We start from the raw sequence: 16433 nt of genomic DNA, 5'->3' as shown, positions 1-16433 counted from the left end.
TTTTTGAAATTGAAATTATGTTACCTACATCTAAACAAATCATCAGAAAAAAACTAATACTAACAGAAGAACATCGAATCCTGGCTAAAATATTCAACTTTTAGGGTGTCCCAGTGAGGAAAACAGGAAAAAGGAGATGTACTGTTTAATGTATATGTAATGGGTAATAATCTGTTTAATCTGGCTTATTGGGATCATTTAAGCCGATTGAAATATTTTTATGGTGATTATAAAAATCCCGGCCCAAATGATAACCCCAGAGAACATGGTATTTACAATATGGGAAGAAATGTATCCTTGAAAATAGATTTCCCGCTGAGTTATAATTTAAAGAAAAGCAGTTAAGTTGGTTAGGTTTTGGTAGAAATAAGGCCCACTCTATTACGGAGGGGCCTTTATGTTTTCAATTAGAAATAAGTGAAAAAAAAATTTAAACAGCAAATGCGGTATTTAGTTTGCGTTCGCCAATTTGCTGGCGCCACATGGCATAATATAATCCTTTCATAGCCACTAAACTGTGGTGATTGCCGGTTTCTACAATTTGCCCTTTTTCCAGTACATAAATTCTGTCGGCATGCATTATCGTACTTAAACGGTGTGCAATAAGAACAGTGATTTGTGATTTTTGGTTGGATACTGCTTTAATGGTATTGGTTATTTCTTCTTCAGTAATAGAATCTAATGCACTGGTAGCTTCATCAAATAATAATAAATGCGGTTTCCGAATTAATGCCCGGGCAATGGATATGCGTTGTTTTTCGCCGCCACTTAATTTCAATCCGCTTTCACCTATTAGTGTGTTAATGCCATTATCGGCTTTTGCCAGTAATGGATTACAGCTTGCTTTTTGCAGTGCTTCTAAAATATCCTCATCTGTAGCATCGGGCTTTACAAACAAAAGATTTTCTTTGATACTACCTGCAAATAGCTGTGTGTCTTGTGTAACAAAACCAATTTGGTTACGCAGTTCATCAAAATTTAAATGATGGCCATCTATGCCATTATAATAAATAGTACCTTCTTTTGGCCGGTATAAACCCACCAATAATTTTACTAAGGTACTTTTACCTGCGCCACTGGGCCCAACAAAAGCAACGGTTTCGCCTTTCTGTACAGTAAAAGAGATGTTATCAATGGCTTTATAATTTGCAGTTTGGTGTTGAAATGAAACTTGATCAAAAGTTAGTGTTTCAATAGCACCAATATGCGTTGGACTAACAGGAGTGTGATCGGGCGCTTTGCTCATTAAACAATGAAAGTTGTTAATGGAAGCTTCAGCCTCCCGATAACTGAGTAAAATATTGCCTATTTCCTGAAGAGGCCCAAAAATAAAAAAGCTGTAAAACTGAAGGGTAATTTGTTGTCCGGTAGTCAATATATTTTTAAATATTAACCACATCAAAACCATCATAATTACCTGCCTTAATAAGTTTACGAATGTACCCTGAATAAAGCCAATGGTTCTGATGCTTTTTACTTTCTTTAGTTCAAGTCCTAATATTTTATAGGTATTATTGTTTAGGCGTTTGATTTCCTGGTCAGTGAGCCCTAAACTTTTTACCAGTTCAATGTTTCGTAAACTTTCAGTAGTAGAACCTGCCAGCATGGTAGTTTCTTTTACAATACGTTTTTGTATGCTTTTTATTTTGTTGCTTAAGCGGTTAGTAAGCCATGATAAAATGGCAATACCAATAATATAAGTGGGCATTATACTCCAATGAATATGAAAGGCATATACAGAAACAAAAACAACACCCACTATAATTCCAAATAATACATTAATAAAATAACCAATAAATTTTTCACAATCTGCCCTTGCTTTGGTTAAAATAGAAAGGGTTTCGCCGCTGCGCTGGTCTTCAAAATCCTGATAAGGTAATTGCATACTGTGCTTCAGTCCGTCGGTAAACAATGCTGCACCAAATTTTTGGATAATTACATTCACAGCATAATCCTGAAAAGATTTGGCAATTCTGCTCACCATTGCTGTGCCTACCATTAATCCTAAAAAACCTAACACACCATAAATGTATTGCCACTCTGTTCTGGGTAATTTTTTTTCGTGGTCAAAAAAATGGGGATGATTGGAGTAACGATCAATCAGCTTTCCAAACAGTAATGGATCGAACATGGAAAAAACCTGGTTAACGGCAGCTAAAAACAGCGCCAGTGCAATGAGCCATTTATAAGGTTTTAGGTATTGTAATAATAGTTTCATGCGTTGATAATAGTTTCTAATCAATGAAATATGCAAAGCCTGTTCAGCACATTGGTTGAAAACAGGCTTTGGCTTTAATATAGATGATTGTAATTACCAATCACTGTGCAAGAAACAATAATGATGCAAGGTTTTTTAGATGCCGAAACGTCAGTTTTTGTTTATTGTGATTTCCATACTTTACCATCTTTCATCACCCATTGTACCTGCTGCAATAATTGAATATTGTTTAATGGATTACCCTTTACTGCAATGATATCAGCAAAAGCACCCGGAGCTATAACACCAATTTTCCCATCTTGTTGTAATAAATCGGCAGCGGTAGTAGTAGCGGTTTGTATGGCTTGTAATGGTGATAGCCCATATTGCACCATAAACTCAAAATCTTTTGCTTCCGGCAAATTCCACTCATATCCGCCAATATCGGTGCCATAGGCAATTTTTACACCTGCTTTTATAGCTGTTTTAAATATAGCTGGAGCAGCTTGGCGAAACTGTTGATTAATGAAACTGCCTTCTTTGGCTCTTCCATCTGCAACATAATCGTTTACAAAAATGGTGGGGCACCAGAATACACCTTTTTGGGCCATTGTATTGGCACATTCTTCATCCATGCCACTACCATGTTCAATACTTCTGGCGCCTGCTGCAATAGCAGCTAAAATACCGTCGCGGGTCATGGCATGTGCTGCAAAATTTTTTCTGCTTTTCAGTGTTTCATCTCCTATGGCTTCTATTTCCGCTTTTGTAAAGTTGGGAAGGCTTCTGAAGGAACCATCGGGTAAGCGATAATAACCTCTGTCGGCATAAATTTTTATCCAGTCTGCTCCATGTGCCAATTGCTCTCTTACAGCTTTTCTGGCTTCATCGGCTCCATTAATTTCCTGGATGCCTTTTGGCAAATCAAGCTCCCAATTGTATTCTTTCGGGCTAATAGGATAGTGCCCCACAGTATTAATAGCCCTTGTAGCTACAAACATACGTGGCCCGGGTATTACGCCATTGTTAATGGCTTTTTTTACATCTACATCTGCATACATAGCACCTTCTGTTTCCAAATCTCTAATAGTAGTAAAGCCATTGTGTAATGCAATGTTTGCGCTGCGAGCTGCACGAAGGGTTCGGTATGGAATGGATTCTTTCAGTAGTTGTTCGGCATAATCATCACTGGTAATATCGCCTTGCAATAAAACATGTGTATGACAATCAATTAATCCGGGTAAAACAAAATAATCCGATAAATCAATAATGCTGTCTGCTTTTTCCTGAAATGATGCATTGGGTTCAATTTTTTGTATGATGTTATCTTTAATAATAATTACCTGGTTATTAGCAACGGTACCCAGTTTTACATCTAATAATTTCCCGCACTTTATAGCAGTTATTTTCTGGCTTCTTGCACATGAGAACATCAGCAAAAGCGTTGCTGATAAAATAGTGTATTTCTTAAGCATATGATTTGTTTTAGTACCTACAATATACTAATTACTGCTTTTATATATACTACTGCCTGCAATTTTGTTGAAAAACATATTGTATGGCACTATTTTTAATTGATTTGTGGTTTAGATCGTTAAAAAAAAGATTTTAATCTGCAATTGCTGATGTTTTTTGAAAGTATTTGATTTTTCTTATACTACCTGAGCATGATATTTTGAAAGATATATTTTTCAAAATTCTTTCTTCTTCAGATAATATATTTAACCTTGCATATTTAGATAATCTTTATTACTAAATTGGTAATCAATGCCTCTATGCCAATCTTTCAAATTTATAATTTTATAAAGAAATATAATAACCATTTGCCCTTATTAGTTATTTTGTTTTTATATTGTAAATTATAGGTAATATTCTTTGATAGCTATTTACCTGACTCTATATTTGTATCCTTAAAATGGTATTTTTTATGATAGGGATAGGACACAAAAATTCATTAGTGTATTTAGAAGTTTTCCCATTAATCATCTCGACCAATTTTTTTGCTCGTCTTATTAATAATTTAGTAAGTGTCCTTTTCTTGTTTACCTGCTCTGTGTATCAAATTCATCAATAATGGCTTTAGATTTAAATGAGTTGTTGCCATCTTATAAAATTTTGTTGAAGTCTGAAATAAAATAGCCTGGTTATGGATTCACTTTTCCTGAATACATTTAACAAATAATTAATTCAAAATTTTTATTCTTACTATTACTGAAAACAGTGTAAAAAGGCCTATTGCTATGAAGTTGAGGTTATGAAAAATTGTTTGAGTGTTGACATTGCATTGTTCACATAAGTTGAACAACGAATTACAGAACGTTTGTATTCTTTGGTAAAAGAATTCACCAACACTTTTAGAACACAAACGATTCATAACATACTATAGTTGCTGTATATTGAAAATAATGATTTCGATTCGAAAATTTCTTTTGAAATTTAAAAGCGGATAATATTTAATGCTTAATCAAAATATTTCGCTATGATTATTGAGTAATTTAGATTTATTAAAGAATTGTATTAGCATAGTAGCCACTCATTTTTGATTGCAATTTTAACCTGCCCATCCTTCTCTATCTAAGCTACGGTATTGAATGGCTTCTGCTAAGTGTTGGGCTTCGATGGTAGCACTGTTTTCTAAATCGGCAATAGTTCTGGCTACTTTTAGAATTCTGTCATAAGCCCGGGCAGAAAGATTTAATTTTTCCATTGCTTTTTTTAATAATGCTTCACCTGCGGTATTAATCACACAAAATTCGCGTAGGGTTTTACTGCTAATTTGTGCATTGGCATAAATGCCGGGCAGTGTTTGATAACGCTCTGCCTGTATGGCACGGGCTTTAATAACACGTTCACGAATGGTTGCTGAATTTTCGGCAGTTTGTTGCCGGGTACTTAATTCACTAAACGCAACTGGGGTTACTTCAACATGTAAATCAATTCGGTCTAATAATGGGCCTGATACTTTATTCAGATATTTTTGAACAGCGCCTGCCGGACAGGTACATTCTTTTTCGGGGTGATTATAAAAACCGCAAGGGCAGGGGTTCATAGAAGCAATGAGCATAAAATTAGCAGGGAAATCAACCGCCAATTTTGCACGTGAAATGGTTACACGCCTTTCTTCCATTGGTTGGCGCATTACTTCTAAAACAGTACGTTTAAACTCAGGTAATTCATCCAGAAAGAGTACTCCATTGTGTGCCAATGAAATTTCGCCGGGCTGCGGATTACCACCACCGCCTACTAATGCGGCATCACTAACGGTATGATGAGGTGATCGGAATGGGCGTTGTGCAATGAGTGAAGCATTTTCAGGTAATTTACCGGCTACACTATGAATTTTTGTAGTTTCTAAAGCTTCCTGCAAAGTAAGGGGCGGTAGTATGGTGGGCAGTCTTTTGGCCAACATGGTTTTCCCGGCACCCGGCGGTCCAATTAATATGGCATTATGGCCACCTGCTGCTGCAATTTCGAGTGCCCGTTTAATATTTTCCTGTCCTTTCACATCACTAAAATCAACATCAAAGTTGTTTTGGGTAGAAAAAAATTCATCGCGGGTATGCACTACTAACGGTTCTGCCTTGCTGTTTCCTGAAAAAAAATCAACTACTTCAGAAATATGTTGCACACCATATACATCCAGATTGTTGACCATTGCGGCTTCTCTTGCATTGGCTTGAGGAACAATTAATCCTTTAAACCCATCTTTACGGGCTTGTATGGCAATGGGTAATGCTCCCTTTATGGGCTGTATGGTGCCATCTAAGCTTAGCTCACCCATTATTATGTAATCTTTTAAAGTATTATCGTTAGTTATTTGATTGGAGGCGCCGAGAATACCAATAGCAATGGGTAAATCAAATGCAGCACCTGTTTTTTTTATATCTGCCGGGGCCATATTTACCACTAATCGGGTACGGGGCATTTTATAGTTATTGGTTTTAATGGCACTTTCAATACGTTGTAAACTTTCTTTCACGGCATTATCGGGCAGGCCAACTATAAAATATTTGATATCGCCGCCACTAATATTTACTTCAATGGTAATTGAAATGGCATCTACACCATAAACGGCACTTCCATAGGTTTTTACAAGCATAGTTAACAGGGCATTTACTTTTGTATAGCTTTACATACTGATATGTAATGCCGCAAAAGCATAGGTTGAGTGATACGTTAATTTTTCAAAAACTAATATATAACAAAAATAGCGAAGCACTATAATTTATTCAGTAAATCTACCACCCCTTCTTTGCGCATAATTAAATAACCTAAGCGGTCGTTGCTAATGCCTTCTTTTAATTGGTAGCTGAAAATAAGCTGGTCGTTTTCTATGCTGGTTTCAAAATATTTGAACTGTATATTTGAGTGATTTTGAAGCTCATGGCCAATTTCATATAAGTGCGTTGATAAAATAAACAAAGCATTTTTCATTTTTCTGAGGCCTTCAATTACACTAATGCTACATTTTATGGCATCCTGCTGGTTGGTGCCTTTAAATAATTCATCTATCAATACCAGCCATTTTCTTCCATTGCTAATCTTTTCAATCGTTTTTTTGATGCGGTGTACTTCATTAAAAAAGTAACTTTCTCCTTTGGTAATATTATCTGTTAAATTGATATTACTAATTAACCCATCAAATAAACTCAGTTGCATTTTGAATGCCGGTACAGCCATGCCAACATGAGCCAGGTATACACAAACACCTATTGCTTTTATAAATGTACTTTTTCCACCCATATTAGCACCGGTTAAAAATAAAAAATTTTTATTTTGTTCTAACGTAATTGTATAGGGTATAGGTTTATTTAATTGCAAGTGATATAATGCTTCTGCCCTAATATAAGGGTCATTACTTTCTATAAAATCAGGAAAATGAAAGCTGAATTTTTTTATAGCGATGGCTAAACTTAAATAAGCATCTAATTTATTATATATTTCAATGAGTTCTTCAATGGCTTTTTTAAAATGGTGTTGAATAAAATGCCCATAGGTTAGTACTTGAGCTTTTGTTAAGGGTTTATCTCTTTTTAACTGTAACATTTCCTGCACTAAAGGTTTACTTAACATAACCTGAATGGTTTGTATGCAAGTTGATAATAGTTTGCTATTGGCATGGCCTAGTAAACCAGTAATTTGTTCTAAGCCCTGTAAAAAATTAATGGTATGTTCAACTGAATATTTGATGAGCGAGTAATCACCTTTTTTAAATGTGGCATACATCCAGGCAGTAAATGGGTTGGGCATGGGTTTAAAACTATCCACCGGTGTTTCAAAATATTTTTCCAGTACCATAAGGGTACCGTTAGTGATGTTTGTAGGCCATTTATTTTCAATTAATAATAATTGTTGTATGGTATTTTGTACATTTTGAATGGCACTAATGCTGTTCAATGGTTGCTGTAAAATTTTTTTTAAGTATTGCCTGCCGCCATCGGTATGTGTAAAGTTGAGATGTTGCCATATGGCAGCATTGTCATTATTAACCAATATAGATAAATCGTATAAAGTTATATCATCTACCTGCATGCCATTTTTAAGTTATGAGTAATCAATTTTGTTAACTTTTCATTCCTTTTTTCTATCTGTTAAATTGAAGCCTTCTTCCTTTAGTAGATGCATCAATCACTCCATTTGTATAAGCCAAATGGCCATTTACAAAAGTTTTTTCTATGTGCATCAGGAAATTGGTCCCTTCAAATGGACTCCAATTGCATTTGTATAAAATATTTTCTTTTGTAACGGTAGTGGGTTGCTGTGGATTAACCAATACCACATCGGCAAAATAACCCTCCCGAAGATAGCCTCTGTCTTTTATTTGGAAACAGTCTGCTACTGCATGACTCATTTTTTCAACCACTTTTTCAATGCTAATTTTGCCCTGTTGTACATATTGCAACATCAATAACAAACTGTGTTGTACCAGTGGTAATCCTGCATGTGCATGTAAATAATCAGCATTGTTACAAACCAATCTGCCGCTTACTTCATCTCTGGTGTAACCTTTTTCTGCTAAAGTGTGCGGTGCATGGTCGGTAGCAATTACATCTAACCGGTCATCCAACAAGGCTTCCCATAAAGCTTGTTGATTGTGTGGCGCTTTAATGGCCGGATTGCATTTAATTAAATTGCCTAAAAGGCTATAATCATTTGCTGTAAAATGTAAATGATGCACACATACTTCTGCAGTAATTTTTTTTTCCTTCAATGGAATTAAATTGGTAAATAACTGCAATTCTTTTGCAGTAGAAATATGTAATATGTGTAACCTGCTGCCATGTTTTTGTGCATATTGTATGGCTTTCCAGGATGATTCAAAACAAACTTCATCATTACGGATAATGGGATGATCTGCGGTTGTAAGTGTTTTTTGTTGTTGTAAAGCCTGTAGATTGGCTTGTATCATTTTTTCTTCTTCACAATGGGTTGCAATTAACACTTCACTGCCGCTAAAAATTTTTTCTAATGCTAATGGATTATCTACCAGCAAATTACCGGTGGATGAGCCCATGAATATTTTAATGCCGCAAATATCATTTTTCTTTTTGTTGGTTTTCATTACCTCTTCATAATTGTTATTAGAGGTACCCATAAAAAACGAATAATTGGCCAATGCATGTTGCTGTGCTATTTGGTATTTTTCTTCCAATAATTCTTGTGTTAATGCCGGAGGATAAGTGTTGGGCATTTCCATAAAACTGGTAACGCCACCTGCAACAGCAGCCATTGATTCGGTTTGAATGTTTGCCTTATGCGTTAATCCCGGTTCTCTAAAATGCACCTGATCGTCAATACATCCTGGTAATATGTATTTTCCCTCTGCACTTAATTCTTTTACGGCAAGCTTCGTGTCGATTTGTGGGGCTATTTTTTCAATGCGGCCATTCTTCAGTAATAAATCGGCATAATATTTTCTGCCTTCATTAATAATATAGCCGTTTTTAATAAGGTATGTGTTCATGTTCCATTACTTTTGTTCCAATTAATTCAACAAGATTATGAAATGTTTGCGTTATGTAACCCTGCTTGTGTTGCTTATTTCCGCCGGTACTGTGTTGGCACAGTCTGATTATGTGGAATTAGGCAGCCGTCAGTATGATTTATTAACCCGGTTAGAGTTAAAGTTACGAACTGATTCTGTTTTAAATTTCTCTGCCGTAAAACCTTTTGAACGTAAAACCATTACAGACAGGTTGTATTATATTCAGGCATTAGCCGCTGCAGGAAAAATTCATTTATCAAAGGTAGATGAATATAATTTGAATATTGTTTTAAAAAACAACTTCGACTGGAGGCCGGGCATGGGCGATACTACTATTCCGCTCAAAAATTTATTTACCGCATCCATCAAAAAAAATCCGGCTTATATTGGCGTAAAGCGCGGCGATTTTTCTGCCTATATTTCACCTTTATTAGATTTGGAATTAGGGCACGATAATAATTTGAATCATCCCTTATTCATGAACCGCCGTGGTTTTTATTTGCGGGGAACCCTTTCAAAAGGCATTGGTTATTATTCTTATTTTACTACCAATCAGGAACGCGATCCGCAGTATGTGCAGCAATATGCGCAAAAATATCAGGCTGTGCCCGGTGCCGGTTATTATAAAAATTACCAAACCGATGGGTTTGATTATTTTGATGCAAGAGGTGGTATTATGTTTAAGGCCGGAAAAAAAATCGATTTCCAGTTTGCCTATGATAAGGTATTTATAGGCAATGGTATTCGCAGTCTTATTTTAAGCGATGGCAGTAATGATATGTTGTTTTTAAAAATTAATACACGCTTTTGGAAATTTCAGTACTATAACTTGTTTGCGCAATTGGTATCCAGCTATCAACGAGGTCCTGATTATTTAAGGCCACAGAAATACATGACGATGCATTATCTAGATTTTCAGGCTACTAAATGGCTTAATATCGGGTTATTTGAAGATGTGATGTTTGGCCGTTCTTCGGGTTTTGATTTGAATTATTTAAATCCTATCATTTTCTATCGCTCGGTTGAACAGCAGTTAGGTAGTCCCGATAAGGTAACACTGGGTGGAAATATTAAAGCCAATGTTTTCAAAAACACGCAGTTGTATAGCCAGATCATCATTAATGAATTTGTGATGAAGGAAGTGTTACATTATAAAAATGGATATTATGCCAATAAGCAGGCTTTGCAGTTAGGCTTTAAATCAATTGATGTATTTGGGGTGAAGAATTTAGATGTACAGGGTGAAGTAAATCTCATCAGGCCATTTGTTTATTCGCATTATGATTCGGTGGGGTCGTTTACCCATTACAATCAACCTTTAGCGCATCCATTGGGTGCTAATTTGCGGGAGTTTTTTGGGGTAATTAAATACCAGCCCATTAACAGGTTACAATTCACTGCGAAAGCCATGTATATTGAGCAGGGGTTAGATTCTGCCGGATATAATTTTGGTGCCAATCCATTCGAGTTTTATACATCTAACCGTATTAGCGATTATGGTTTTCATATTGGTAACGGCTTATTGGCCAAAACTGCTATGATTTCAGCAACGGCTACCTATGAGTTAATACCTAATTTGTTTTTTGATGTAACCGGCACCATTCGCAAATACAAAGTAGTAAACCAGCCCGATTTTACATCGAATATTATTATGTTAGGTATGCGTTGGAATTTGGCACGAAGAACATTTGATTTTTAAAGTACAGTTTTTAATCTTCAAAGTGAATAGAAAAAATAATCATGCGTGATTGCAATTGCTGAAAAACACTCGCATATTTTAAATTAGGATCGGGTATTAATAAATTGGTGAGTCCGTAACTGAATTTAATTTCGGGCGATATGGTTACAAACGGCAGGAAGAAATTAAAACCAAGGCCACCTTCCAATCCAAAATCGTTTTTACGCAGTTTAATGATGTTGGGTACATTGCGCAAAGCAGAGTTGCTCGATAAATCGGTATCGAATTTTACGCCAAATAGCAAGTAGGTTCTAAAATTATCAATTCTGTCGGAGTTGAATTTAAAATGAACAGGCATACTTACAATGGTAGTAGGAAGGGTTTGTTTTTGTTCCTTTGCTTCGCCGGGTGCAGTGCTGCCCAAAGTGTAGGTAAAGTAACGGGAGCCACCCAGCATGAGCGTTGGGTTAAATCGAATTTGAAAATGATCACTTAATCTGCCTGTGGCTAATAGACCCAAAGAAATTCCTCCGGTTGCGCCCTGCTCAGCTGTTAATACACTATCATTAGCCAGAAAGTGGTTCGACTTTAACTGGTGTAAATATGATGAATTGTAACCCAGCGTTAATCCAAAATAATAGGGCATATCATCGTGGTAAGGGCGATAAATTTCTCTTTGCGCCGAAGCCTGTAATACACAAAAAACGGGCAGAAAATATACAATTATTTTGAACCGCAATAAATAGTGCATATACCTAAACTAAGTGGTTTTAAATACGTTTGGGTAAATCCTGCTTCATGCATAATAGTTAAAAATAATTTACCTTCCGGAAAGGCTTGAACACTATTGTTCAGGTATTGATAGGCTTTTTTGTTTTTAGAAAATAATTGTGCAAATCTGGGTGCTAAAGTACTAAGGTAAAAATTATAAATGATTTGAAAGGGTTTGAAACGCGGTTTTGAAAATTCTAATATTACCAATTTGCCACCGGGCTTTAAAACCCGATGCATTTCCTGCAGGCCTTTTAATAAGTTTTCAAAATTGCGTACCCCAAATGAAACGGTAATGGCATCAAAACTATTGTTATCAAATTCAATATTTTCACTATCCCCCTTCTGCAATATAATTTTTTGTGAGAGGCCCAATTTTTCAATTTTTTGCCGGCCTAAATCTAACATGCCTTCACTAATATCTATACCAATAATTTTTTCAGGATGCAGGCGTGCATAGGTCATTAAAGCTACATCAGCAGTACCTGTAGCCACATCTAGTATTATTTTGGGTTGAAGGGTTTTTAATTGTTGAATGGCTTTTTTGCGCCAAATAATATCAATCCCACCACTTAAAAAACGGTTTAGGAAATCGTATTTTCCTGCAATACTGTTAAACATTTCAGCCACCTGCTCTTTTTTGTGCAGGGTACTGTTTTCATCAGGAACAATTTTATCGTGTGCAAATTGCTTAGGCATCGTGTGCGAAGATATTCATTTATTCATCCACTTGTTTTTAAAATGTATGGTTTCATTTTAACAAATGGCATGGTTTTTTCGTTTGAAGCATTGCAATTAACGGTTAAATTTGATGCGAATGAAGTGTTACCCGATAAAATATTCCCAAAACAGTACAATTATGATGCCCAAATGCAGGGCAGTTTGTACTTTCACCCATAAAAATAACCCATGCACACACCAGAGGCTATTCAGGAAATGAATACACAGATTGAATTACATGCACGTTTTATTGACCGCATTAAAACCGAACTCTCTAAAATTATTGTAGGGCAGCAATATATGGTGGATCGTTTGTTGATTGGTTTACTCAGCAATGGGCATGTGCTGTTAGAAGGGGTCCCGGGATTAGCCAAAACCCTTACCATTAAATCGCTGGCGCAAGCCGTTAATGGCCGTTTTAGCCGTATACAGTTTACGCCCGATTTATTGCCTGCCGATGTAATTGGTACCATGATTTATAACCAGTCTAAAAATGAATTTCTGGTACGCAAAGGCCCGGTGTTTGCCAACTTTATACTGGCCGATGAAATAAACCGTGCTCCCGCTAAAGTGCAAAGCGCCTTATTAGAAGCCATGCAGGAAAAACAGGTAACCATTGGCGAAACCACCTATGCATTGCCCGAACCATTTTTGGTATTAGCTACGCAAAATCCTTTAGAGCAAGAGGGCACTTATGCTTTGCCTGAAGCACAGGTAGATCGGTTTATGCTGAAAGTAGTGGTACATTATCCTGACAAACAGGAAGAACAGATTATTATACGCCAACAGGTACAAGGTATAGAAATACAACCGATACAGCCGGTGGTTGATATCAGCGAAATTATGGTGGCCAGAAATTTGGTGCGGCAGGTTTATATGGATGAAAAAATTGAAAATTATATATTGGATTTGGTTTTTGCCACCCGTTATCCCGACCAATATGGATTGGGTAAACTGAAACAAATGATTGGTTATGGCGGATCGCCACGTGCCAGCATTAATTTAGCCCTTGCAGCAAAAGCCGTTGCCTTTTTACACAAACGCAGTTACGTTATACCCGATGATGTAAAAGCTATTGCGAAAGATGTGTTACGCCATCGTATAGGTTTAACCTATGAAGCCGAGGCCGAAAACAACACCACCGAATCTATCATCGATGCATTGTTGGCTACCATACAGGTACCTTAAATAATAACCATTGTTGAAATTTATTTGCTGCGCCTGAAACCTTGAATATGGAAGCTGCCGAATTATTAAAAAAAGTACGTGAATTAGAAATTAAGAGCAAAAGGCTCACCAACCGGTTGTTTACCGGTGAGTATCATTCTGCTTTTAAAGGGCGTGGAATGGTTTTTAAAGAAGTGAAAGAATACCATGCAGGTGATGATATACGTTTTATTGACTGGAATGTAAGTGCCCGAATGAATGACACATTTACAAAAGTATTTGAAGAAGAAAGAGAATTAGAAGTATTTATTTTGGTAGATGCCAGTGCCAGTAACCTGATGGGTACCCGGCAACAAACCAAGAAGGAGTTAATTACAGAAATAGCCGCCGTACTGGCTTTTAGTGCATTGAACAATAATGATAAAGCAGGGTTGTTGTTTTTTACCGATCGGGTAGAAAAGTATATACCCTCTAAAAAAGGGCGCCAACATGCTTTGTATATGGTACGCGAACTGGTATCGTTACAGCCGGGTCATCCGCGAACCAATATTGTAAAAGCATTGCAATATTTAAATAACATAACTCGCCATAAAAGTATTGTGTTTTTATTGAGCGATTTTGCCGATGAAGGTTATGAAGAGGCCTTGCGGGTAGCAGCGAAAAAGCACGATGTAATTGGTATTCAGGTGTATGATAGTTTAGATATTCAATTACCCAATATGGGTTTGGTGGTGGTGGAAGATCCTGAAACCGGAGAGCAACTGTGGTTAGATACTTCCAATAAAAAAATACGGGAACAATATGCAGCACAATTTGCAAAAATTCAGCAGGATGCAAAAAAAGTGTTTGGAACGGCGGGTGCCGATTTGCTGCAGATAGCCACCGGGCACGATTATGTTAGAACTTTACAACAATTTTTTATTCAAAGGGCATGAGAATAAATTTTTCAATACAACAACGCTGTGCCGTTATCAATCGTGCTGCAATGTATTTTCTGAAAAAATGTTGTTGGCTATTATTATATTGTTTACCCGGCTTTGTGTTGGCGCAACAACCTGCCGTAAAACTAAATCCCGATAAAATATTAATTGGCAGTCAAACCCAGCTTACCTTGCAGGTTGAAAATGTACAGCAAAACAGCAGTGGTATTCAACACTGGTTTAATTTGCCCGATACATTTGCACATATTCAGGTGGTAAACCGCTCTGCAATAGATACATTTACCGTAAATGGCAATACCATACTTACCCAGCATATTACCCTCACTTCTTTTGATTCGGGTAGCTGGAAAATACCAGTATTAACTGTGCTGTTTCAGAACAAACAAACTTTTACCATTAAAAATACGCCTGTACTTACTGTATTACCTGCCGATGTTTCGGGCATGAAAGATTATAATGGCTTTACCGATATTATTGAAGTGCCGCAGCCTGCTCAACCTTTTCCTTGGTGGATGATTGTTTCGGCTGTATTATTCATATTAATTGTTGCATTGCTCATAAAATGGTTTCGTTTACGCAAACGTCGCAAGCCTCTTCCCGCTATACTACCACAAAGTAAAGATCAGGTGTTGGATGCTATTCAACAATTACGAAAAAAATATCCTTATGCGCTGGGTGCACACCAGATATTTTTTACTGAATTAATTGCTTTATGTCGTGGTTTTTCAGATGCACAATTGCAACAGGATACCCATAGCTTTACTACCGATGAATACATGGTTGCTGTAAAAAATAAAATAGGGGCAGAGCCGGTTCAAACCAATTTTTTTCAACTGCTGCGTTTGTCAGATGCAGTGAAGTTTGCACGCTATATTCCAACAGAAAAGGAAGTAGAAAAAGCTTTGTTTACTGCAACGGATATGGTAAAAACAGTCTATCAATATTCATTCCAACCCAAAAAATAATGCTGTCTGCGTGGTTACAACATACTGAATTTGCCTATCCCTGGGTGCTGCCACTCTTGCTGGTAGTGCCTTATTTAGTTTATTGGTATATTAAAACCTATCGTCAACAAATTCCTGCTGTTCGTATTACTACCACCCATTTTTTAAGAGGTACTGCCGGTATCAAATCTAATTTAAAACATGTACCTTTTGTGCTACGCTTGCTGGCACTCAGTGCTATTGTTATTGCTTTAGCCCGCCCACGTGAACAGTTTACCCGGCAACAAATAAATGGCAGGGGTATTAATATTATACTTTGTATTGATATTAGTGGTAGCATGACGGAGCAGGACTTTGTGCCCAATCGTTTAGAAGCGGCTAAAAAAGTAGCCACCTCATTTGTAGAAAGCAGGCCTGGTGATGAAATTGGTGTGGTAATTTTCAGCAGCCAGAGTTTTACACTGTGCCCATTAACGGTTGATCATGCTACTGTACTGAATCAAATTAATAATATCCAGAATGGATATTTGCAGGAAGAGGGTACTGCCATTGGCTCAGGCTTAGCCACCAGTGTAGACCGTTTACGTAATAGTACCAATAAAAGCAAAGTGATTATTTTACTAACCGATGGTGTTGATTTTGGCGGGCAAATACCTCCCGATGTAGCGTTAAATATGGCCAAATTGTATGGTATTAAAGTATATACCATTGGCGTTGGCAGTAATGCCAATAGAATAGATGATAACCACAATCCGCTGAGCAACGTCACTTCCAGTCCGTTAGATTTTAATGAAGGTTTATTAAAACAATTGGCTGCTGAAACCGGCGGGCAGTATTACCATGCCACCGATAATGCTGCCTTACAAAATATATACAAGAGTATTGACCGTTTAGAAAAAAGTAATATTACCGTTACCACCTACAAACGTTATACAGAGCAGTTTCAGTGGTTTGTATGGGTAGCATTGGTGCTGGTTGTGTTGGAAGTATTGTTGCGTTTAACGGTGTTGAGAAAGTTCCCGTAAAAATT

The 16433-nt window shown here is 36.8% G+C and carries 14 protein-coding genes; 7 read left to right on the top strand and 7 right to left on the bottom strand.

What is annotated here, in order from left to right; translation table 11 throughout:
* Window positions 1-159: 159 nt before the first annotated feature.
* Complete coding sequence (locus A0F92_RS14565; protein WP_068247850.1) at window positions 160-345, top strand: hypothetical protein; 186 nt, start codon at window positions 160-162, stop codon at window positions 343-345.
* A gap of 85 nt (window positions 346-430) precedes the next feature.
* Here the strand turns inward: A0F92_RS14565 and A0F92_RS14560 are convergent, their stop codons facing one another.
* From A0F92_RS14560 to A0F92_RS14540, 5 genes are all read right to left on the bottom strand, one after another.
* Window positions 431-2218 carry an ABC transporter ATP-binding protein gene (locus A0F92_RS14560; RefSeq protein WP_068247847.1) on the bottom strand — a complete coding sequence of 596 codons (1788 nt, stop codon included), beginning with the start codon at window positions 2216-2218 and terminating at the stop codon, window positions 431-433.
* 161 nt (window positions 2219-2379) lie between these two features.
* Complete coding sequence (locus A0F92_RS14555) at window positions 2380-3672, bottom strand: metal-dependent hydrolase family protein (RefSeq protein ID WP_068247844.1); 1293 nt, start codon at window positions 3670-3672, stop codon at window positions 2380-2382.
* 1076 nt (window positions 3673-4748) lie between these two features.
* Window positions 4749-6296, bottom strand: coding sequence for a YifB family Mg chelatase-like AAA ATPase (locus A0F92_RS14550; protein ID WP_068247841.1), 1548 nt, complete (start codon window positions 6294-6296; stop codon window positions 4749-4751).
* A 119-nt stretch (window positions 6297-6415) separates the two neighbouring features.
* The gene (locus A0F92_RS14545; RefSeq protein WP_068247838.1) at window positions 6416-7729 is read right to left on the bottom strand and encodes a MutS-related protein; all 1314 of its coding nucleotides are present in this window, start codon (window positions 7727-7729) and stop codon (window positions 6416-6418) included.
* Window positions 7730-7781: 52 nt separating this feature from the next.
* Window positions 7782-9161 (bottom strand): dihydroorotase, encoded by a 1380-nt coding sequence (locus A0F92_RS14540; RefSeq protein ID WP_068247836.1) that lies wholly within the window; start codon window positions 9159-9161, stop codon window positions 7782-7784.
* 37 nt (window positions 9162-9198) lie between these two features.
* Here A0F92_RS14540 and A0F92_RS14535 point away from each other — a divergent pair, with 37 nt between their 5' ends.
* On the top strand, window positions 9199-10881 hold the full coding sequence (locus A0F92_RS14535; protein WP_068247833.1) for a hypothetical protein: 1683 nt from the start codon (window positions 9199-9201) through the stop codon (window positions 10879-10881).
* Between the two features lie 10 nt (window positions 10882-10891).
* Here A0F92_RS14535 and porT read toward each other — a convergent pair whose 3' ends face one another.
* Both porT and ubiE read right to left on the bottom strand, forming a co-directional pair.
* A complete protein-coding gene (porT, locus tag A0F92_RS14530) occupies window positions 10892-11611 on the bottom strand; it encodes a type IX secretion/gliding motility protein PorT/SprT (protein ID WP_167517120.1) in 720 nt (239 codons plus the stop codon).
* A complete protein-coding gene (gene ubiE, locus A0F92_RS14525; RefSeq protein WP_068247830.1) occupies window positions 11584-12330 on the bottom strand; it encodes a bifunctional demethylmenaquinone methyltransferase/2-methoxy-6-polyprenyl-1,4-benzoquinol methylase UbiE in 747 nt (248 codons plus the stop codon). The genes porT and ubiE overlap by 28 nt, the downstream gene beginning before the upstream one ends.
* Before the next feature lie 69 nt (window positions 12331-12399).
* Between ubiE and A0F92_RS15945 the strand changes: the two genes are divergently transcribed.
* From A0F92_RS15945 to A0F92_RS14505, 5 genes are read left to right on the top strand one after another with little or no spacing between them, the layout of a single operon-like run.
* A complete protein-coding gene (locus A0F92_RS15945; protein ID WP_262490049.1) occupies window positions 12400-12531 on the top strand; it encodes a hypothetical protein in 132 nt (43 codons plus the stop codon).
* Window positions 12532-12540: 9 nt separating this feature from the next.
* Window positions 12541-13539 carry an AAA family ATPase gene (locus A0F92_RS14520; protein ID WP_068247828.1) on the top strand — a complete coding sequence of 333 codons (999 nt, stop codon included), beginning with the start codon at window positions 12541-12543 and terminating at the stop codon, window positions 13537-13539.
* Window positions 13540-13586: 47 nt separating this feature from the next.
* Entirely contained in the window at window positions 13587-14453 is an 867-nt protein-coding gene (locus tag A0F92_RS14515) for a DUF58 domain-containing protein (protein WP_068247825.1), read from the top strand.
* Window positions 14450-15424, top strand: a complete 975-nt coding sequence (locus A0F92_RS14510; RefSeq protein WP_068247822.1) for a hypothetical protein — start codon at window positions 14450-14452, stop codon at window positions 15422-15424. The genes A0F92_RS14515 and A0F92_RS14510 overlap by 4 nt, the downstream gene beginning before the upstream one ends.
* A complete protein-coding gene (locus tag A0F92_RS14505) occupies window positions 15424-16428 on the top strand; it encodes a vWA domain-containing protein (protein ID WP_068247819.1) in 1005 nt (334 codons plus the stop codon). The genes A0F92_RS14510 and A0F92_RS14505 overlap by 1 nt, the downstream gene beginning before the upstream one ends.
* Window positions 16429-16433 lie beyond the last annotated feature (5 nt).

Source organism: Hydrotalea flava, assembly GCF_001623405.1.
GTDB lineage: Bacteria > Bacteroidota > Bacteroidia > Chitinophagales > Chitinophagaceae > Hydrotalea > Hydrotalea flava.
The sequence above is the reverse complement of the archived record's forward strand: the minus strand, read 5'-3'. Positions and strand labels throughout refer to the sequence as shown.

Coding starts and splice junctions, on each gene's coding strand:
- A0F92_RS14565 (WP_068247850.1), top strand. CDS start 160: ATGGGTAATAATCTGTTTAATCTGGCTTATTGGGATCATTTAAGCCGA.
- A0F92_RS14560 (WP_068247847.1), bottom strand. CDS start 2,218: ATGAAACTATTATTACAATACCTAAAACCTTATAAATGGCTCATTGCA.
- A0F92_RS14555 (WP_068247844.1), bottom strand. CDS start 3,672: ATGCTTAAGAAATACACTATTTTATCAGCAACGCTTTTGCTGATGTTC.
- A0F92_RS14550 (WP_068247841.1), bottom strand. CDS start 6,296: ATGCTTGTAAAAACCTATGGAAGTGCCGTTTATGGTGTAGATGCCATT.
- A0F92_RS14545 (WP_068247838.1), bottom strand. CDS start 7,729: ATGCAGGTAGATGATATAACTTTATACGATTTATCTATATTGGTTAAT.
- A0F92_RS14540 (WP_068247836.1), bottom strand. CDS start 9,161: ATGAACACATACCTTATTAAAAACGGCTATATTATTAATGAAGGCAGA.
- A0F92_RS14535 (WP_068247833.1), top strand. CDS start 9,199: ATGAAATGTTTGCGTTATGTAACCCTGCTTGTGTTGCTTATTTCCGCC.
- porT (WP_167517120.1), bottom strand. CDS start 11,611: ATGCACTATTTATTGCGGTTCAAAATAATTGTATATTTTCTGCCCGTT.
- ubiE (WP_068247830.1), bottom strand. CDS start 12,330: ATGCCTAAGCAATTTGCACACGATAAAATTGTTCCTGATGAAAACAGT.
- A0F92_RS15945 (WP_262490049.1), top strand. CDS start 12,400: ATGGTTTTTTCGTTTGAAGCATTGCAATTAACGGTTAAATTTGATGCG.
- A0F92_RS14520 (WP_068247828.1), top strand. CDS start 12,541: ATGCACACACCAGAGGCTATTCAGGAAATGAATACACAGATTGAATTA.
- A0F92_RS14515 (WP_068247825.1), top strand. CDS start 13,587: ATGGAAGCTGCCGAATTATTAAAAAAAGTACGTGAATTAGAAATTAAG.
- A0F92_RS14510 (WP_068247822.1), top strand. CDS start 14,450: ATGAGAATAAATTTTTCAATACAACAACGCTGTGCCGTTATCAATCGT.
- A0F92_RS14505 (WP_068247819.1), top strand. CDS start 15,424: ATGCTGTCTGCGTGGTTACAACATACTGAATTTGCCTATCCCTGGGTG.